General features: G+C 65.9%; 17 protein-coding genes. 12 read left to right on the top strand and 5 right to left on the bottom strand.

What is annotated here, in order from left to right:
- Nucleotides 1–12 precede the first annotated feature (12 nt).
- On the bottom strand, nt 13–507 hold the full coding sequence (locus QTH97_RS28730; protein WP_444813479.1) for a hypothetical protein: 495 nt from the start codon (nt 505–507) through the stop codon (nt 13–15).
- Nucleotides 508–575: 68 nt separating this feature from the next.
- Between QTH97_RS28730 and xdhC the strand changes: the two genes are divergently transcribed.
- The 7 genes from xdhC to QTH97_RS28695 all read left to right on the top strand — a co-directional run bounded on the left by xdhC (nt 576) and on the right by QTH97_RS28695 (nt 7,130).
- Nucleotides 576–1,388, top strand: coding sequence for a xanthine dehydrogenase accessory protein XdhC (gene xdhC, locus QTH97_RS28725; protein WP_286571953.1), 813 nt, complete (start codon nt 576–578; stop codon nt 1,386–1,388).
- A 207-nt stretch (nt 1,389–1,595) separates the two neighbouring features.
- On the top strand, nt 1,596–2,801 hold the full coding sequence (locus QTH97_RS28720; RefSeq protein WP_286571951.1) for a urate hydroxylase PuuD: 1,206 nt from the start codon (nt 1,596–1,598) through the stop codon (nt 2,799–2,801).
- A gap of 58 nt (nt 2,802–2,859) precedes the next feature.
- Nucleotides 2,860–4,194 carry a glycerate kinase type-2 family protein gene (locus tag QTH97_RS28715; RefSeq protein WP_286571950.1) on the top strand — a complete coding sequence of 445 codons (1,335 nt, stop codon included), beginning with the start codon at nt 2,860–2,862 and terminating at the stop codon, nt 4,192–4,194.
- Nucleotides 4,195–4,262: 68 nt separating this feature from the next.
- Nucleotides 4,263–5,024, top strand: coding sequence for a phosphatase PAP2 family protein (locus QTH97_RS28710; protein WP_286571948.1), 762 nt, complete (start codon nt 4,263–4,265; stop codon nt 5,022–5,024).
- A 76-nt stretch (nt 5,025–5,100) separates the two neighbouring features.
- Nucleotides 5,101–5,340, top strand: coding sequence for an acyl carrier protein (locus QTH97_RS28705; RefSeq protein WP_286571946.1), 240 nt, complete (start codon nt 5,101–5,103; stop codon nt 5,338–5,340).
- On the top strand, nt 5,337–6,539 hold the full coding sequence (locus QTH97_RS28700) for a beta-ketoacyl-[acyl-carrier-protein] synthase family protein (RefSeq protein ID WP_286571944.1): 1,203 nt from the start codon (nt 5,337–5,339) through the stop codon (nt 6,537–6,539). Before QTH97_RS28705 ends, QTH97_RS28700 begins: the two co-directional genes overlap by 4 nt.
- 66 nt (nt 6,540–6,605) lie before the next feature.
- A complete protein-coding gene (locus tag QTH97_RS28695; protein WP_286571943.1) occupies nt 6,606–7,130 on the top strand; it encodes a DUF4136 domain-containing protein in 525 nt (174 codons plus the stop codon).
- A 31-nt stretch (nt 7,131–7,161) separates the two neighbouring features.
- Here the strand turns inward: QTH97_RS28695 and QTH97_RS28690 are convergent, their stop codons facing one another.
- The 3 genes from QTH97_RS28690 to QTH97_RS28680 are packed head-to-tail and all read right to left on the bottom strand — an operon-like array spanning nt 7,162 to nt 10,782.
- Nucleotides 7,162–8,988 carry an IlvD/Edd family dehydratase gene (locus QTH97_RS28690; RefSeq protein ID WP_286571941.1) on the bottom strand — a complete coding sequence of 609 codons (1,827 nt, stop codon included), beginning with the start codon at nt 8,986–8,988 and terminating at the stop codon, nt 7,162–7,164.
- Complete coding sequence (denD, locus tag QTH97_RS28685; protein ID WP_286571940.1) at nt 8,988–10,004, bottom strand: D-erythronate dehydrogenase; 1,017 nt, start codon at nt 10,002–10,004, stop codon at nt 8,988–8,990. The genes QTH97_RS28690 and denD overlap by 1 nt, the downstream gene beginning before the upstream one ends.
- A 10-nt stretch (nt 10,005–10,014) precedes the next feature.
- Nucleotides 10,015–10,782 (bottom strand): FadR/GntR family transcriptional regulator, encoded by a 768-nt coding sequence (locus tag QTH97_RS28680; RefSeq protein WP_286571938.1) that lies wholly within the window; start codon nt 10,780–10,782, stop codon nt 10,015–10,017.
- Nucleotides 10,783–10,987: 205 nt separating this feature from the next.
- Here QTH97_RS28680 and QTH97_RS28675 point away from each other — a divergent pair, with 205 nt between their 5' ends.
- The 4 genes from QTH97_RS28675 to QTH97_RS28660 are packed head-to-tail and all read left to right on the top strand — an operon-like array spanning nt 10,988 to nt 15,242.
- Nucleotides 10,988–12,061: an ABC transporter ATP-binding protein gene (locus QTH97_RS28675; RefSeq protein ID WP_286571936.1), complete on the top strand. Its 1,074-nt coding sequence runs from the start codon at nt 10,988–10,990 to the stop codon at nt 12,059–12,061.
- A gap of 43 nt (nt 12,062–12,104) precedes the next feature.
- Complete coding sequence (locus tag QTH97_RS28670; RefSeq protein WP_286571934.1) at nt 12,105–13,433, top strand: ABC transporter substrate-binding protein; 1,329 nt, start codon at nt 12,105–12,107, stop codon at nt 13,431–13,433.
- A 22-nt stretch (nt 13,434–13,455) separates the two neighbouring features.
- The gene (locus QTH97_RS28665) at nt 13,456–14,367 is read left to right on the top strand and encodes a carbohydrate ABC transporter permease (RefSeq protein ID WP_286571932.1); all 912 of its coding nucleotides are present in this window, start codon (nt 13,456–13,458) and stop codon (nt 14,365–14,367) included.
- On the top strand, nt 14,364–15,242 hold the full coding sequence (locus tag QTH97_RS28660) for a carbohydrate ABC transporter permease (RefSeq protein WP_286571931.1): 879 nt from the start codon (nt 14,364–14,366) through the stop codon (nt 15,240–15,242). Before QTH97_RS28665 ends, QTH97_RS28660 begins: the two co-directional genes overlap by 4 nt.
- On the opposite strand, the gene QTH97_RS28655 is transcribed toward QTH97_RS28660, so the two are convergent.
- Nucleotides 15,232–16,056, bottom strand: a complete 825-nt coding sequence (locus QTH97_RS28655; RefSeq protein WP_286571929.1) for a class I SAM-dependent methyltransferase — start codon at nt 16,054–16,056, stop codon at nt 15,232–15,234. The genes QTH97_RS28660 and QTH97_RS28655 overlap by 11 nt on opposite strands.
- Before the next feature lie 249 nt (nt 16,057–16,305).
- Between QTH97_RS28655 and QTH97_RS28650 the strand changes: the two genes are divergently transcribed.
- Nucleotides 16,306–16,827 (top strand): DUF3016 domain-containing protein, encoded by a 522-nt coding sequence (locus tag QTH97_RS28650; RefSeq protein ID WP_286571927.1) that lies wholly within the window; start codon nt 16,306–16,308, stop codon nt 16,825–16,827.
- The last annotated feature ends 50 nt before the right edge of the window (nt 16,828–16,877 follow it).

The raw sequence follows: 16,877 nt of genomic DNA, 5'->3' as shown, positions 1-16,877 counted from the left end.
GGAGCGCCGCATCTACAGCTGTCCTTCGCTCAAGGTATCGAGCTGAAAATGACCGCCTTCGTCCCACAGCCAGGTGTCCGTCCACGTGACCTTGCCCAATTGGGTCGCGACGGGGAAGGGCGCGGCGCTGAGCACCGTGCGTTCGATCTCGGCGATCACCTCCGGCGCATGCGTCGGGGCGCGCATCCAATGCATCGAAAGCACCTTGCCGCTGGTGTCCAGGTTGACCTGCAGCGTTCCGACCGCATAGAGCAGGGGCGGCAGCTTGCCGCTGTAGATGCGCTGCTTGTTGATCTCGTAGACATGGCGCGCAGCGTCGCGCCGGTAGTCGCGCGGGGTTGCCGCGCCGGATGCGCGGGGCTTCGGCCGGCTGCCGTCACTCGGATCGGGCGCGGCGTTGCTCAGTTGGCCGGGGACGGTTCCAGTGCGCGAAGTCGGGCTGGTGCCGCAACCGGCGAGCCACAGGCTCGAGAGAAGGGCGGCCGCCAGTGCAAGGCGGCGCGGCATGGACTGAAAATTCATCGGCGCGGTTATACCGTGCCCGCGATTCGCTCGCGCAACCGGAGGTTTCGGGCATGACCGGCGCCGTCGACGAACTGCTCGCGCGTCTGCAGCGCGAAGACGGCGTGCTCGTGCGCGTCGAATCGACCCAGGGCTCCGCGCCACGGGAGGCCGGCACGTGGATGGCAGTCTGGGCCGATGGGCTCACGGCCACGATCGGCGGCGGGCAGCTCGAATTCCAGGCGACCGATGAAGCGCGAGCCTGGCTCGCTGGCGGTCCGGCCATCGATGGCGTCCGGCGCTATCCGCTCGGCCCCAGCCTTGGACAGTGTTGTGGCGGCGTGGTGTTCCTGTCGTATCGCCGGATCTCCGCGTCGCACGCCAAGGCGTTGCAGACCGAACTTCTGGCGCACCTGGAGCCGGTCGCCCTGTTCGGCGGCGGTCACGTCGGCGCGGCGCTCGCACGGTTGCTGTCGACGCTGCCCTTCACCGTGCGCTGGATCGACAGCCGCGACGGCGTGTTCCCCGATGCGCTGCCCGCACAGATCGAAACCGAGCATTCCGAGCCCGTGCAGCAGGCAGTCGCGCAACTCGCGCCCGGCTCGCGCGTGCTGATCATGAGCTTCAGCCACGCGGAAGACCTCGACATCGTGATCGCCTGCCTCAGGCGGCTGCGCGAGTGCGACGATCTTCCGTACATCGGCCTGATCGGCAGCAAGACCAAGTGGGCTACCTTTCGCCATCGCCTGGAGGCGCGGGGTTTCACGGCCGCCGAAATGGACCGGGTGACCTGCCCCATCGGCGTGCCCGGCATCACCGGCAAGGAGCCCGAGGTGATCGCGGTGGCCGTGGCGGCACAGTTGTTGCAATCGCTTCCAGCCGCGTGAAGGTGATCAGGGTTTTCCAGCACGCCGAGTGAGGCAAAACCCAAGAAAGACCCTTCAAAAGTGTATACACTTCAGTCCACAAGCCGCAGCGGAGCGAGGTCCATTCCATGGCCTGCGTTCGCGGCACTTTCTCTGCTTACAGCGCCCGCAGTGGTGAGCAGGCCGAAACTCCAAGGCGCCCCCACGCGCCGAGAAGGTTGAGAGTCAATGGAAAGCTATTACCTCGACTGGGCCAATCTGCTGCTGCGCTGGGTCCACGTCATCACCGCCATCGCATGGATCGGCGCCTCCTTCTACTTCGTGATGCTGGACAACAGCCTCGAGAAGCCGCAGGACCCCGAATCGCTGGACAAGGGCGTTGGCGGCGAGCAGTGGGCGGTGCACGGCGGCGGCTTCTACAACATGCAGAAGTACGCGCTTGCGCCCAAGAAGCTGCCGGACCATCTGCACTGGTCGTACTGGGAGAGCTATTCCACGTGGCTCACGGGGTTCGCGCTCTTCACGATGTCGTACCTGTGGAACGCGAGCACCTACCTGATCGACAAGTCGAAGATGGACTGGCAGCCCGGTGCCGCCATCGGCGTGGCACTGGCCTTCTTCGTGGTGTTCTGGATGGTCTACGACGGCATCTGCCAGATCTTCGGGCGGCGCAAGAACGGCGACACCATCGTGGGCGTGCTGGTGGCCGTCTTCATCGCCTTCGCGGCCTGGCTCGCTTGCCAGTGGTTCGCCGGCCGCGCGGCCTTCCTGCTGGTGGGCGCGATGATGGCGACGACCATGAGCGGCAACGTCTTCTTCTGGATCATTCCCGGCCAGCGCAAGAACGTGGCGGCATTGCGCGAGGGCAAACCGGTCGACCCCGTTCATGGCCAGCGCGGCAAGCAGCGCAGCGTGCACAACACCTACTTCACGCTGCCGGTGCTCTTCACGATGCTGAGCAACCACTACAGCTTCACCTATACGCACAAGTACAACTGGATCGTGCTGCTGCTCATCATGCTCGGCGGCGCGGCGATCCGGCAGTTCTTCGTGGTTCGGCATCGCTTCAAGCTCGGCAATGCGCGCAATCCGATTCCATACGCGCTCTTCGGCATCGCCGTGCTGGGCCTGACCATCATCTGGATGAAGCCGGAGCCGGTCGCGGCCCCTGCCGCCGGCGCGGCGCCACAAAAGGTATCGTTCGGCGAAGTGCAGAAAGTGCTGGAGCAGCGCTGCTACATGTGCCACGGCGCACAGGTGCAGATGAAGAATGTGCGGCTGGATACGCCCGAGCAAGTTGCCGCGCATGCCCAGGGCGTGTACCAGCAAGCCGTGGTCACGAAAATCATGCCGATGAACAATTCGACCGGCATGACCGATGCCGAGCGTGAGTTGATCGGCAAGTGGTTCCAGGGCGGCGCGAGCACCAAGTAGCCTCGTCGCAGCTTCGGCGGGGGCGGTACGGAGACAATCGTTGAAGACAGGCAGAACCATGACCTCATCGAACCCCCAGCAAATCCCTGACCCGCGCGGTGCGCCGCGCGAGTTCCTCGAACATATCTACCGCGTTGCCGTCGAGCGGGCATTGCCCTTGGCGAGCATGGGCCCCTGCCTGCCCAAGCCGCCCAGGGGGCGCACGCTGGTCATCGGCGCGGGCAAGGCCGGCGGGTCGATGGCGCAGGCGCTGGAGGCGCTATGGCCGGCCGATGCCGGGCTCTCGGGCCTCGTGGTCACGCGCTACGGGCACATTCCGCCGCGGCCCGAAGGCCTCGCGCAGCGCATCGAGATCGTCGAGGCCGCGCATCCGGTGCCTGACGAAGCGGGCATGAAGGCCGCCGAGCGCATCCTCGCGCTCACGCAGGGGCTCACGTCCGATGACCTCGTGCTGTGCCTGATTTCCGGCGGCGGCTCGGCGCTGCTGACGCTGCCGGCCGATGGCCTGACGCTGGCCGACAAGCAGCGCATCAACAAGCAACTGCTTGAATCGGGCGCGCACATCGGCGAGATGAACTGTGTGCGCAAGCATCTTTCGCGCATCAAGGGTGGCCGGTTGGCGGCTGCGTGCTCACCCGCACAGGTGGTGACGCTGACCATCAGCGACGTGCCAGGCGACGATCCGGCAGTGATCGCGAGCGGTCCGACCGTGCCCGATGCGACGACGTGCGCCGACGCGCTCGCCATCCTCGATCGCTACCGCATCGAGGTGCCGCCGCCGGTGCGTGCGCAACTCGAAAGCGGCGTGCTCGAAACGCCGAAGCCTTCCGACCCGGTGTTCACGGGCCATGCCACGCACCTGATCGCCACGCCCCAGCAGTCGCTGGAAGCTGCCGCCGCGGCGGCGCGCGCGGCCGGCATCGAGGCCCACATCCTCAGCGACGAGTTGGAAGGCGAATCGCGGGAAGTCGGCAAGGTCCATGGTGCGCTGGCGCGCGCCGTGTCCTTGCGCGGCGCGCCGTTCGCCAGGCCTTGCGTGATCCTGTCGGGCGGCGAGACGACCGTCACCATCCGTCCGCGCCAGCCCGGACAGGCCAAGGGCCGTGGTGGTCGCGCGGGCGAATTCTGCCTCGGGCTTGCCGGCGCGCTGGCCGGGCGCGAGGGCGTCTGGGCGCTCGCCGCCGACACCGACGGCATCGACGGCGTCGAGGACAACGCCGGCGCCTTCGTCTCTCCCGACACCTTGCGCCGCGCCGAGTCCGCCGGATGCAAGCTGGCCGATCACCTGGACCGCAACGATGCGTATGGCTACTTCGATGCCATCGGCGATCTGCTGGTCACCGGGCCGACACACACCAACGTCAATGACTTCCGCGCGATGTTGATTCTGTAGCCCGGGTTTGCGGTTCACGCGGTCAGCAGGCATGCTCGGTGCCTGACAAGACCCGAAACACCGAATTCATGAATCAACCGATCGACCTGCAACTCGGCCTGCTCCCGTCGCAAAACTGGACCGCCGAAATCGGTCTGCGGATTCGGCGGCATCTGTTGCTGAAGGTGGTCGGCACGACCGTCTTCACCTGGATCTTCTTCATCGGCTATTTCCATCTGTTGCGCGAGCCGGTTCATCCGATGACGGTGATGCCGCTGACCGCGCTCGATCGTCTGGTTCCATTCCAGCCGCAGGCGCTGATCGCGTACTTTTCCCTCTGGGTGTACGTGGGCGTTGCGCCGGGGCTGCAACTCACTTTCAAGGAACTGGTCGTCTACGGCCTGTGGGTCGGCGCGCTGTGCCTGACCGGGCTGGGCTTGTTCTACCTGTGGCCGACCCAGATCCCGCCCATGCCTACGCAGGCGACCGACTTTCCGGGCTTCGCGATCCTGCAGGGGGTGGATGCGGCCGGCAATGCCTGTCCGTCGATGCACGTGGCCGTCGCGATGTTCACTGCGATCTGGGTCGAGCACATCCTGCGCGGAGCCCACGCGCCGATGCTGCTTCGCATCGTCAATGGACTGTGGTTCGCCGCCATCGTCTACTCGACCCTGGCGGTCAAGCAGCACGTGGTGCTGGATGCGTTGGCCGGCGCGGTGCTCGGCATCGCCTTCGCCATCCCGTCCCTGCACTGGCGGCCCGGGAGGGCGTCGCGGTCGCGGAGGCGGAGCGGATATCATGGAATGTCACTGCCCGCGGGCCGCTTCGGCGGCCGTCCCAGGAGGGGTTGATCTGCCGGCAGGCCATACCAACATCGCCATCGACGCGGCTCGGTCGGCGGCCAGAACGACACCGGATACCCGCACCATGAGTTCGCTGAAGGAATTGCAGGACCTGATCCACGAGAAGTACGGCATCGAAGCGTCGGCGCTCGACCCCCAGGCCTCCATGCGCGAAAAGGGATTCGACTCGCTGGCGCTGGTCGAATTCGTGTTCGCGATCGAAGACCGCTTCGCCATCACGATGCCCGACGACGATCCGAACATCGACACGCTGGCCCAGCTGGCGGCCGTGGTCGACAAGGTCAGGGCGGCGCAGACAACGTGAGCCGGGTCGCCGTCACCGGACTGGGCGTGATGGCGCCGCACGGCGACGAGCCCGGTTCGCTGTTCGAAGCCCTCCTGCGCGGCGAATCGGCGCTCGCACCGATCTTTCCCGAGCTTCCGAAGCCGGCCGCCGCGGCGACGGTGGCCTTCGACGAATCACGCTGGTTCACCAAGCTGCAGCTTGCAGGCGTCGATCGCGTCAGCCAATTGGCGGTGGCCGCCGCCGACCTCGCGATGCGCGATGCCGGCATCCGCGGCGATGTCGACCCGGAGCGCATCGGCGTCTACACGGGATGCGGCATGGGTGGCGCGACAGCGCTCGACGCGGCCTACCGTGGCAATGGGCGCGTCCCGCCGCTGACCATTCCCGCCTTCATGCCCAACGCGCCGGCCTCGCACGTGGCGATTCGCCAGGGCGTGCAGGGTCCCGTGCTGACCTACTCGGTGGCCTGCGCGTCTTCAGCCGTCGCGATCGCCGAGGCTGCGAAGGCAGTGCAGCGCGACGAAGTCGACGTGGCCATTGCGGGTGGCAGCGAGGCGCTCATCGTGCCGGGAGTCGTGCTTGCATGGCAGGCCATGCAGACCCTTGCCAGCTTCGTGCCCGGCGAAGAGGCGACGGCGATCCGCCCGTTCGCGACCGATCGCAATGGATTCGCACTCGGCGAAGGCGCCGCCTTCCTTATCCTCGAATCGGCCGATCGCGCCCGTCAGCGTGGCGCGCGAATCTACGCCACGCTCGATGGCTGGGGCCATGGCTGCGATGCCACGCACCTCACGAAGCCCGATGCGCATGGACAGGCACGCGCGCTGCGCCAGGCGCTGCGCCAGGCCGGCCTTCGGCCCCGCGACGTGGGCTACTGCAACGCTCACGGCACGGCCACCCGCATCGGCGACGTGGTCGAGCGCGATGCGTTGGCTGAAGTCTGGGGTGATGACCTCGGCGAGTTGCGCGTCAGTTCCACCAAGGCGCTGCACGGCCATCTGCTCGGCGCCGCCGGTGCGCTGGAAGCGGTGGTGACGGTGCTGGCATTGCATCGCCGCCAGTTGCCTCCCAACGGCCATCGCGGCGAAGTGGACCCGGCCTGCAGCCTGAACCTCGTTCCCCAGGCCGGTGCCGACGCACCGCAAGTCGAAGCCGCGATCAGCAATTCATTCGCCTTCGGCGGCACGAACGCGGTGCTGCTCTTCGGTCGCGCCTGATCGCCGCGCGCGGATTCACGCGTGAGGACGGCTAAACTGGCTCGACCAGCAATCATTGGAGTCAACATGATGGGTCGGTTCGCTGCATTGGGATTTGCCGTGCTCCTTTCGGCTTGCGCCAGCACGCCGACCGTCCACATCGACGTCGATCCCGGCACCAACTTTTCCCGCTTTCGTACCTATAGCTGGATCGGAAGGCCGGAGGGCGTCGCTTCGCCTCTGGTGCAGCAGCGCATCGTCGACGGCGTCGATTCGCGGCTGCAGGGCAGGGGATGGAAGCTGGTACCCAACGGCGACGTGCACGTTGCCGCGCGGGTCACGACGTCGGAGCGACAGACTGCCAACAGCTCCAGTGTCGGCTACATCGGGTGGGGCGGGTTCGGACCTCCAGCGACGGGGTCGCGGGTCGACACCTACGAGGTCGGGACGCTGGTGGTCGATATGTACGACGGCGCGCGCAAGCAGGCCGTCTGGCGCGGCGCGGCAAGCGGGACGCTGGACAGCGACCCCGCGAGGATGACGGCCTTGCTGCAAGCCGCGCTCGACAAGATGTTCGCCGGCTTTCCGCCGGGCGTTACGCCGGCGAAGTGACCTGACGCGTGGGCCGGGGCTGGCCCCGGTCCTAGTGGTTGTCCCGCGGAATGCCGAAGGTCGCGTGGATCTTCTGGTACTTGACCGCTGGCTTCAGCACCATCCCTTCGGACAACTCATCGACGATGCCGCGCTGGATTTCCTGCCACGGCGTCTGGCTGGCCGGATACGGGTAGCCGCCCGCCGCCTCCAGCTTGGCGCGGCGCTTCGCAAGTTCCTCGTCCGACACCAGCATGTTCGCCGTTCGCTTCTTCAGGTCGATGCGCACGCGGTCGCCCGTCTGCACCAGCGCCAGTCCGCCGCCGGTCGCGGCTTCGGGCGAGGCATTGAGGATCGACGGCGAGCCCGAGGTGCCTGATTGCCGGCCGTCGCCGATGCAAGGCAGGGCGGTGATCCCCTTCTTGATCAGGTAGGACGGTGCACGCATGTTGACCACCTCGGCTGCGCCCGGATAGCCGACGGGCCCGACGCCGCGCATGAACAGCACGCTCTTCGGGTCGATCTTCATCTTCGGGTCGTCGATGCGGCGGTGGTAGTCCTCGGGGCCGTCGAACACGATGGCCGTGCCTTCGAAGGCCATCGGGTCCTTCGGGTCCTCCAGGTAGCGCGCATGGAATTCCGGCGTGATGACGCTGGTCTTCATGATCGCGGAGTCGAACAGGTTGCCCTTCAGGTTGAGGAAGCCGGCATTCTTCTTCATCGGCTTCGCGTACGGAAAGATCACCTTGCGGTCGCTGGTGAACTGGCCTTCGCAGTTCTCGATGAGCGTCTTGCCGTTGGCGGTGAGGGCCGGCTTGATCTTGCCTTGCGCGATCAGCTCGGCGACCACTGCGGGCACGCCGCCCGCACGGTAGTAGTCTTCGCCGAGGTACTCGCCTGCCGGCTGAAGATTGACGATCAGCGGAATCTTGTAGCCGTGTTTTTCCCAGTCGTCCGTCGTCAACTCGACGCCGATGTGGCGCGCGATGGCGTTCAGGTGCACTGGTGCGTTCGTCGAGCCGCCGAGCGCGGAGTTCACGATGATCGCGTTCTCGAAGGCGGCTCGCGTGAGGATGTCCGAAGGCTTCAGGTTCTCGCGCACCATCTCGACGATGCGCTTGCCGGTCATGTAGGCCATCTCCTGACGGTCGCGGTAGGGCGCGGGAATGGCGGCGCTGCCCGGCAGCGTCATGCCCAGCGCCTCGGCGAGCGAGTTCATGGTCGATGCCGTGCCCATCGTGTTGCAGTGCCCGGTCGACGGCGCGGAGGACGCCACGAGCTTCAGGAATTCCTGGTAGCCGATCTTCCCCGCCGCCATCAACTCGCGCGCGCGCCAGACGATGGTGCCCGAGCCCGTGCGCTCGCCTTCGTACCAGCCGTTGAGCATCGGGCCCGAGTTGAGCGCAATCGCCGGAATATCCACCGTGGCGGCCGCCATCAGCTGGGCCGGCGTCGTCTTGTCGCAGCCGGTCGTCAGTACCACGCCGTCGATCGGATAGCCGTACAGCACCTCGACCAGCGACAGGTACTGCAAGTTGCGGTCGAGCGCCGCGGTGGGGCGCTTGCAGGTTTCCTGGATGGGATGGATAGGAAACTCGAAGGCGATGCCGCCCGCATCGCGAATGCCCTCGCGCGTACGTTCGGCCAGCACCAGGTGATGGCGGTTGCAGGGCGCGATGTCCGAGCCGGTCTGCGCGATGCCGATGATCGGCCGGCCCGACTGCAGTTCGTCGAAGCCGAGGCCGAAGTTCATCGTGCGCTCCAGGTAGAGCGCCGTCATGTCGGCGTTGGCCGGATTGTCGAACCAGGCTTGCGAGCGCAATGCCAGCTTGCCCTTGGGTGCCGCCTTGGCCTTGTTCTTCTTGCTCGTGGGTTTCATCAGGACATTCCCTTCAGGGTTTCGCTGGCGTTTGGCAATGCCGCACAGTCGTCGATGTATTGCTGGACGATGTCGGCGAAGTTTTCGTGAGGATGCAGGCCGAGCCGAGCGGCTCGTGCGGCCGATGCGCCGCTCGGCCAGTTCGCCACGATGCCGGCAATGCGCTCGTCGCGCTCGAAGCGCACGCGGGCGCGCACGGCCGGGCCTGCCACTTTTTCGAGCGCATCGAGCATGTCGCTCACGCGCACGTTCAGGGCGGGCAGGTTGAGCGCAGTGCGGCCGCAGAAGGCATCGCGGCTGGCTTCATAGACAGCGATCAACCCGTCGACCGTGCGTGACGGAGACGACACCGGGTGTGACACGTCGGGCGACACGGGACACACAGATTCCACGCCAGCCAGGGGCTCGCGGATGATGCCGCTGAAGAAGGACGACGCGGCGCCGTTCGGCCTGCCAGGGCGCACGGTCACGGTCATCAGGCGCGCGGCGCGACCATCGACGTAGCGCTTGCGCGTGTAGTCGGCAATGAGGTGCTCGCACATCAGCTTCTGTGTGCCGTAGGAGGTCTGCGGCGCGGGCAGGGTGTCGTCGGCGACGATTTTCGGCAGCGGCACGGCGGGGTCGGGCCCGAACACCGCCACCGAGCTGGAGAACACCACGCGCGGCACCTTGCCGCCCGCGTTGACGTTCGCCCGGATGGCATCGAGCAGTGCACGCGTGCTGTCGAGATTCGAGCGCAGGCCGAGGTCGAAATCGAGCTCGCATTCACCGGAGACGGCAGACGCGAGGTGGAACACGCCATCGAAAGGCTCCTCGCGCAGCGCCTCGGTCTGCGCCAGCAGTGGCCCGGTGCGCGCTTCGACCCGGGCATCGGCGAGCAGGTCGACCGGCGGCGGGGCGATGTCGGTCAGGACGAGGCGATCGATGCGTTCGCCGGCCAGGGTGCCGCGCTTCAGCAGCGTGCGCGCGAGGCGCGCGCCGACGAAGCCGCCGCCCCCGGTGATCATGAGTTTCATGCAGTCTCCTTCAATGCTTGCGAGGTCGTGGGGTGGAAGAAACCGCGGCGCGCACGGCCTTGGCCGCCGCTTGCCGACGGCGGCCATCGATGATGCCGCCCTCGACCAGCCGCTGCTCTCCGCGGATCAGATGTTCAGTCGCATGAAGTCGGGCCGCGACAGGGTCGTGCGCGGCAATGGCTTCGAAGATGGCGCGGTGCTCGCTTTGCACCGCCGTCATGAAGTCGATGCGCCGGGCTTCGTTGCCCCGCGTGATGCGCATGCCTTCGCGCAGGTATTGCTCCAGGAAGCCGAGCAGCAGCCGGAACTGCGGGTTGCCGGTCGATTCGCCGATCACGCGGTGAAAGGCCAGGTCCTCGGCGACGCCGTCGCGGCCGTCGGCCACGGCCTCGTCGATGGCCTTGAGCGCGCGGCGCAATGCTGCGATCTGAGCACGGCTGGCCCGCTCGGCAGCCAGCGCGGCGATCTCGCCTTCGAGCACGCGACGCACCTCGACCACGTGGACGACCGCCTGCACGGACGTCAAGACCGTCGGGTCGAAGGCCAGCGGAAGGTTGACCGGCCGGGGCGCCACATAGACCCCGGAGCCCTGGCGCGATTGCACCATCCCCTTGGACCTGAGCTGGTGGACCGCCTCCCGAACCACCGTGCGCGACACGCCGTGCGCCGAGGCCAATTGCTGCTCTGTCGGCAGCCTGTCGCCGGGCTGGAGCGCGCCGGACTCGATCTGCGCGCCCAGCAGTGCCGCCAACCGGTCCGACAGCCGATCGACGATCAACTGCAGGGGCTGGGAGGGTGCCGAAGTCCGGACGGCGGTGGGGGAAGTGAGCTCGGTTATCAGGTCATCATACAAATCTACGGGGGTTAATGCGTACCGGTTTGCCCTGATGCGCGGGTTTGTTGCAATGCCAATACTCCGCGTTTGCGACGTGGAGCCTTCCGTGTCGTTGCGTCGACCCGCGAACTTTCCAGGACTCCAGTGCATGGCCAGTGTCACGATCCAGGCAGTCAAGAAGAACTTCGGCGATGTTCCCATCCTCCATGGAGTGGACATCGACATCAAGGACGGCTCCTTCACCGTGCTGGTGGGCCCGTCGGGTTGCGGCAAGTCGACGCTGCTGCGCATGATCGCCGGGCTGGAGGAGATCAACGGCGGCGAGATCCGCATCGGCGACAAGCGCGTCAACGACCTGCCGCCCAAAGAGCGCGACATCGCGATGGTGTTCCAGAACTACGCGCTGTACCCTCACATGACGGTGCGCGACAACATGGCCTTCGCCCTCGCGCTGGCGAAGACCGACAAGCCGACGATCGAAGCCAAGGTCGGGCGCGCGGCCGAGATCCTCGCGCTCACGCCGCTGCTGGAGCGCTATCCGCGCCAGCTCTCGGGCGGCCAGCGGCAGCGGGTGGCGATGGGCCGGGCGATCGTGCGGGACCCGCAGGTCTTCCTGTTCGACGAGCCGCTGTCCAACCTCGACGCCAAGCTGCGCGTGGCAATGCGCAGCGAGATCAAGGAACTCCACCAGCGGCTGAAGACCACCTCGATCTACGTCACGCACGACCAGATCGAGGCGATGACCATGGGTGACAAGATCGTGGTGATGCGCGACGGCCGCATCGAGCAGACGGGCAGCCCCCTCGACCTGTACGACCATCCGGCCAATCAGTTCGTCGCCGGCTTCATCGGCTCGCCGGCCATGAATTTCCTGCCAGGCACGCTGCGGCGCAGTGCCGGCGCGGCGAAGGTCGAGTTGGCGGATGGCACGCAGCTCGATGCACCGTTGCTTGCCGGCGGCGTGGATGGCCAGCCCGTCGTCTACGGCACCCGTCCGGAGCATCTGAGCCTGTCGGACAACGGCGGTATTCCCTCTCAGGTGGTCGTCATGGAGCCGACCGGCATGGACACCTTCGTCGCGTGCCGGCACGAAGGCACCGAGATCTCCGCCGTCTTCCGCGAGCGCTACGACTTCGCGCCGGGCACGCTGATCCGCCTGCAGCCGGATCTGCAGCGCGCGCACCTTTTCGATGCGGGCACCGGCCAGCGGCTGGTGGCTTGAGTTCTGGAGTTTCTTTCTGGCCGTTCAACAACAGGAGACATGAATGAGTGATTTCAATCGCCGCAAGATTCTGAAAAGTTCGGCCGGCATCGCCGCCGCTGCCTCGCTGGGCGTCGGCACTGCGATCTTCTCGCCGCTGGCGAATGCACAAACGCTGACCTTCAAGCCCGAGAAGGGTGCCAAGCTGCGGGTGCTGCGCTGGAGCCGCTTCGTGCAGGGCGACATCGACGCCTACATGGCGAACGTCAAGAAGTTCACCGAGACCACCGGCATCGAGGTGCGCGTCGACAACGAAGGCTGGGAGGATGTGCGGCCCAAGGCGGCCGTGGCGGCCAACACCGGCGCCGGGCCGGACATCATCCTGTCGACCAACGACGACGCCAATCTCTATCCGGACAAGCTGCTCGACGTCACCGACCTCGCGGAATACCTCGGCAAGAAATACGGCGGCTGGTATCCCGCCGCCGAGATGTTCATGCGGCCGGACGGCAAGAAGTGGATCGGCCTGGCGCTGGGCGCATCCGGCTCGCTGATCGTCTATCGCGAGAGCATGGTCAAGGCGGCAGGCTTCGACAAGTTTCCGACGAACACCGACGACTTTCTCAAGCTCTACAAGGCGATGAAGGAAAAGGGCACCCCCGGCGGCATGGCGCTGGGCAATGCGACCGGTGACAGCGTGTGGACCAACTGGCTCATCTGGGCCTTCGGCGGCAAGTTGGTCGACAAGAACAACAAGGTGGTGATCGACAGCCCCGAGACGCTCAAGGCGCTGGAATACGCCAAGGAGCTCTACGCCAACTTCATCCCCGGCACGCTGTCGTGGCTGGACCCGAACAACAACAAGGCCTTCCTCGACGGGCAGATCGGCGTCACCAACAACGGCATTTCGATCTACTACACCGCCAAGAACTCGCCCGATCCGAAGGTCAAGGAGATGGCCGCCGACATCAACCACGCGGTGTTTCCCGTGGGGCCGGTGGGTGTGCCGACCGAGTCGCACCTGTTCTTTAACCAGATGATCATGAAGTACACCAAGTACCCGCAGGCCTCGAAGGAGTTCCTGCGCTTCATGATGGAGCGGCCGCAGTTCGACGACTGGCTGAAGGGCGGCGGCGGCTACGTGGCGCAGCCGCTGCGCGCCTACGAGGCCAATCCGATCTGGACCTCGGACCCCAAGAACACGCCGTACCGCGATTCGGTCAAGAACCTGCGTCCGGCCGGTTACGAAGGCAAGCTGGGCTATGCATCCGCCGGCGCGGCGGCGGACTTCATCATTCCCAACATGGTGGCCGAGGCAGCGAGCGGTTCGAAGTCGCCGAAGGAAGCGGCCGAGCGCGCCCAGAAACGCGCCGAGCGCTACTACAAGGTTTGATCAAGCCCGAAGCCCGGACTCAATGACCACCCGACTGGCCAAGTTCCAGAACAGCCGCAACGCCCTCGGCTTCATGTTCATGTTGCCGGCGGCGGTGCTGTTGCTGCTGTTCCTCACCTATCCACTCGGACTCGGCACCTGGCTGGGCTTCACCGACGCCAAGGTCGGCCGGCCGGGCGAGTGGATCGGGCTGGAAAACTACCAGTTCCTGTGGAACGACGCGGTGACGCGGCTGGCCCTGTTCAACACGCTCTTCTACACGGCGGTGGCGAGCGTGTTCAAGTTCTTCCTCGGGCTATGGCTGGCGGTTCTGCTGAACAAGAACATCCGCTTCAAGACCTTCTTCCGTGCCGTCATCCTGCTGCCCTACATCGTGCCCACCGCGCTGTCGGCCATCGCCTTCTGGTGGATCTACGACTCGCAGTTCTCGATCATCAGCTGGGCGCTGATGAAGATGGGGCTGATCGACAAGTACATCGATTTCCTCGGCGATCCGTGGAATGCGCGCTTCGCCGTGATTGCCGCCAATGTGTGGCGCGGCGTGCCCTTCGTGGCCATCACCTTGCTCGCGGGCCTGCAGACCATCTCGCCTTCGTATTACGAAGCTTCAGCCATCGACGGAGCAACGCCATGGCAGCAGTTCCGCCATGTGACCATGCCCTTGCTCACGCCGATCATCGCGGTGGTGATGACCTTCTCGGTGCTGTTCACCTTCACCGATTTCCAGTTGATCTACGTCATCACGCGCGGAGGGCCGCTCAATGCGACGCACCTGATGGCGACGCTCTCCTTCCAGCGCGCCATCTCGGGCGGTGCCCTGGGCGAAGGCGCGGCCATCGCGATTGCGATGGTGCCGTTCCTGCTGGCCTGCATCATGTTCAGCTTCTTCGGGCTCCAGCGAAGGGCGTGGCAACAGGGGGGATCTGACAAATGAGCTCGAAGGCGGGGAAGATCGACGTCGTCGGCATGAGCTATCTGGAGTCCGTGCCGCGCAAGGCGGTCACGGTCTACCTGCCGCTGCTGGTGTTCCTGTTCGTGCTGCTGTTCCCGTTCTACTGGATGGCCATCACTTCGGTGAAGCCTGATGCGGAGCTGCTGTCGCGCGAAGGCAATCCGTTCTGGGTCATTGCGCCGACGATCGGGCATTTCCACAAACTGCTGTTCGACACGGCGTATCCGGAGTGGCTCTGGAACACGGTGCTGGTGTCGGTGGTCTCCACCTTCTTCTCGCTGGCGGCGTCGGTGTTTGCCGCCTATGCCATCGAGCGGCTGCGCTTCAAGGGTTCGCGGCAGACCGGGCTCGCCATCTTCCTGGCCTATCTGGTGCCGCCGTCGATCCTGTTCATTCCGCTGGCGAACGTGGTCTTCAATCTCGGCCTCTTCGACACGCGCCTGGCGCTGATCCTGACCTATCCGACCTTCCTGATCCCGTTCTGCACCTGGCTGCTGATGGGCTACTTCCGCTCGATCCCGGCCGAGCTGGAGGAGTGCGCGCTCATCGACGGCGCCAGCCGCTGGCAGATCCTGGTGAAGATCGTGCTGCCGCTCGCGGTGCCGGGGCTGATCTCGGCAGGCATCTTCGCCTTCACGCTGTCGTGGAACGAGTTCATCTATGCGCTGACCTTCGTCTCGTCTTCGGAGATCAAGACGCTGCCCGTGGGGGTGGTCACCGAACTGGTGCAGGGCGACGTCTACCAGTGGGGGCCGCTGATGGCCGGCGCGCTGCTGGGCTCGCTGCCGGTGGCCTTCATCTACTCGTTTTTCGTCGAGTACTACGTTTCGGGCCTGACGGGCTCCGTCAAGGAGTAGGAGGAAGGGAGGAAGGGCAGCACGACGCCCGGCGCTTGGTCGCGAGCACGATCAGCGACAGGGGCGCCACCTCGGTGTCCTCCAGCACGGCCTCGCGCCGCCCCGGCGCGGCCCCGGCCGTGGGTTCGCCCAGTTTCTCGATGGCGAAGCCCGCGCCGATGACGAGATCGATCCATTGGCTGAGCGTGCGGTGGAAGATGGGCGTCTGGAAGGGCGCGACCTCCTGCCGCTGCTTCCTGGACAACATCGAGAACCACCAGGTGTCGACTCTTCCCGCCGTCGATGCGAAGTAGTCGCCGATCTCGATGGCGCGGGTCTTGCCGTCCCGTCGGCGCAGCACCTTGCGATGCGGCGGTACGAAGCAGGGGTGAAGAATGGAGAACTGGAGGAATCCGCCGGGCCGCAAGACCCGGTTTGCCTCCCGCAAGGCGCGCTGAGGGTCCGGCATGTCCATCAGCGACATGAAGGCCGTCACGAAATCGAAGGATGCCTCGTCGAAGGGCAGCGCCATGCCGTCGCCGACGCGAAATTCGATGCCCACCGGGTCCTTGCACTCAGTCTCCTGTGCGTGCCGGACGAAGGTCGGGGCGATGTCGATTGCCACCATCTTCGCGCCGAGCCGCGCGAGCTGCCGCGTGTTGGAACCTTCGCCGCATCCGACGTCCAGGCCCTCCCGCCCCTGGATGGACGGAAGCTGGGCCATGAACGCGGGCGTGTTCACCGCGTCGCGGAAGATGTCGAATCCGTTGCGGGCCTGTCGAGTCCAAGCCTCTGCGTTGGCTTCCCAATGTCTGGCTACGTCGGTTGAATCCAAGGCGCATTCCCTTTCCGAGGGTGGGGTCTGTGTGTCTCCGTTCGCCGGCGGCCACGCATTGCGCCGCGTGTCGGTGGCCGTGCCGGTGATGATGTCCAGACTATTGGGAGGTCCCGGGATGAGGGCGTCATCCTCCAAAGTGTGGACGGTGTCGTTGACTTTGCTGGAGCCGTCCTCTTCCTCTCTTGTACGGAACCCCTGCCGTTGCGGACTGTCAGAGGAAGGCTGAACTTCGAGAAGGAGGACGTCATGTCCAAGCCCTTCGGTCTGGTGGCGACCGCCGCAATCCTTGCCGCCGGCGCGTGCGCGGCGGCGCGGGCGGCGGATCTGTCTGTCGTCTTCGTTCACCCTGAGGACTTCAGGGACGCCGTGTTCTCACATCCCTATGGCGACGAGCGGCAACGCGAGCCGGTGCTGCGTGGCATCGAGCGCCACCTGCAGCAGCTCGCCGATCGAGGTCTTCCCCCAGGCGATTCGCTGCGCATCGAAGTTCTCGACATCGACCTGGCGGGATGGTTCGAGCCCTTCCGCTTTCGCACGTACGCGGACAACGTCCGCATCCTGCGCGAGATCACCTGGCCACGCATCAAGCTGCGCTACACGTTGACGCGCGGCGGTGAAGTGACGGCGAGCGCCGAAGAGCATGTGGCCGCTCTCAACTACCTGATGACCGTCAACCCCTACTCGGTCAGCGACCGGCTCCGCTACGAGAAGGCCATGCTGGACGACTGGTTCGACAGGCGATTCGTCAGGCCAGCGGAACACGGCTGATCCGGCGTGATCCAACCAACTGCCGCCTGGCGCGCTGCGCAGTCTGTCCG

Origin of the sequence: Variovorax gracilis (assembly GCF_030317115.1) — a bacterium.
In the GTDB taxonomy this organism is placed as follows: domain Bacteria; phylum Pseudomonadota; class Gammaproteobacteria; order Burkholderiales; family Burkholderiaceae_C; genus Variovorax; species Variovorax gracilis.
The sequence above is the reverse complement of the archived record's forward strand: the minus strand, read 5'-3'. Positions and strand labels throughout refer to the sequence as shown.

What these genes read in the sequence shown, in the direction of transcription:
- QTH97_RS28730 (WP_444813479.1), bottom strand. Translation starts at nt 507, where the DNA reads ATGCCGCGCCGCCTTGCACTGGCGGCCGCCCTTCTCTCGAGCCTGTGG.
- xdhC (WP_286571953.1), top strand. Translation starts at nt 576, where the DNA reads ATGACCGGCGCCGTCGACGAACTGCTCGCGCGTCTGCAGCGCGAAGAC.
- QTH97_RS28720 (WP_286571951.1), top strand. Translation starts at nt 1,596, where the DNA reads ATGGAAAGCTATTACCTCGACTGGGCCAATCTGCTGCTGCGCTGGGTC.
- QTH97_RS28715 (WP_286571950.1), top strand. Translation starts at nt 2,860, where the DNA reads ATGACCTCATCGAACCCCCAGCAAATCCCTGACCCGCGCGGTGCGCCG.
- QTH97_RS28710 (WP_286571948.1), top strand. Translation starts at nt 4,263, where the DNA reads ATGAATCAACCGATCGACCTGCAACTCGGCCTGCTCCCGTCGCAAAAC.
- QTH97_RS28705 (WP_286571946.1), top strand. Translation starts at nt 5,101, where the DNA reads ATGAGTTCGCTGAAGGAATTGCAGGACCTGATCCACGAGAAGTACGGC.
- QTH97_RS28695 (WP_286571943.1), top strand. Translation starts at nt 6,606, where the DNA reads ATGATGGGTCGGTTCGCTGCATTGGGATTTGCCGTGCTCCTTTCGGCT.
- QTH97_RS28690 (WP_286571941.1), bottom strand. Translation starts at nt 8,988, where the DNA reads ATGAAACCCACGAGCAAGAAGAACAAGGCCAAGGCGGCACCCAAGGGC.
- denD (WP_286571940.1), bottom strand. Translation starts at nt 10,004, where the DNA reads ATGAAACTCATGATCACCGGGGGCGGCGGCTTCGTCGGCGCGCGCCTC.
- QTH97_RS28675 (WP_286571936.1), top strand. Translation starts at nt 10,988, where the DNA reads ATGGCCAGTGTCACGATCCAGGCAGTCAAGAAGAACTTCGGCGATGTT.
- QTH97_RS28670 (WP_286571934.1), top strand. Translation starts at nt 12,105, where the DNA reads ATGAGTGATTTCAATCGCCGCAAGATTCTGAAAAGTTCGGCCGGCATC.
- QTH97_RS28665 (WP_286571932.1), top strand. Translation starts at nt 13,456, where the DNA reads ATGACCACCCGACTGGCCAAGTTCCAGAACAGCCGCAACGCCCTCGGC.
- QTH97_RS28660 (WP_286571931.1), top strand. Translation starts at nt 14,364, where the DNA reads ATGAGCTCGAAGGCGGGGAAGATCGACGTCGTCGGCATGAGCTATCTG.
- QTH97_RS28650 (WP_286571927.1), top strand. Translation starts at nt 16,306, where the DNA reads ATGTCCAAGCCCTTCGGTCTGGTGGCGACCGCCGCAATCCTTGCCGCC.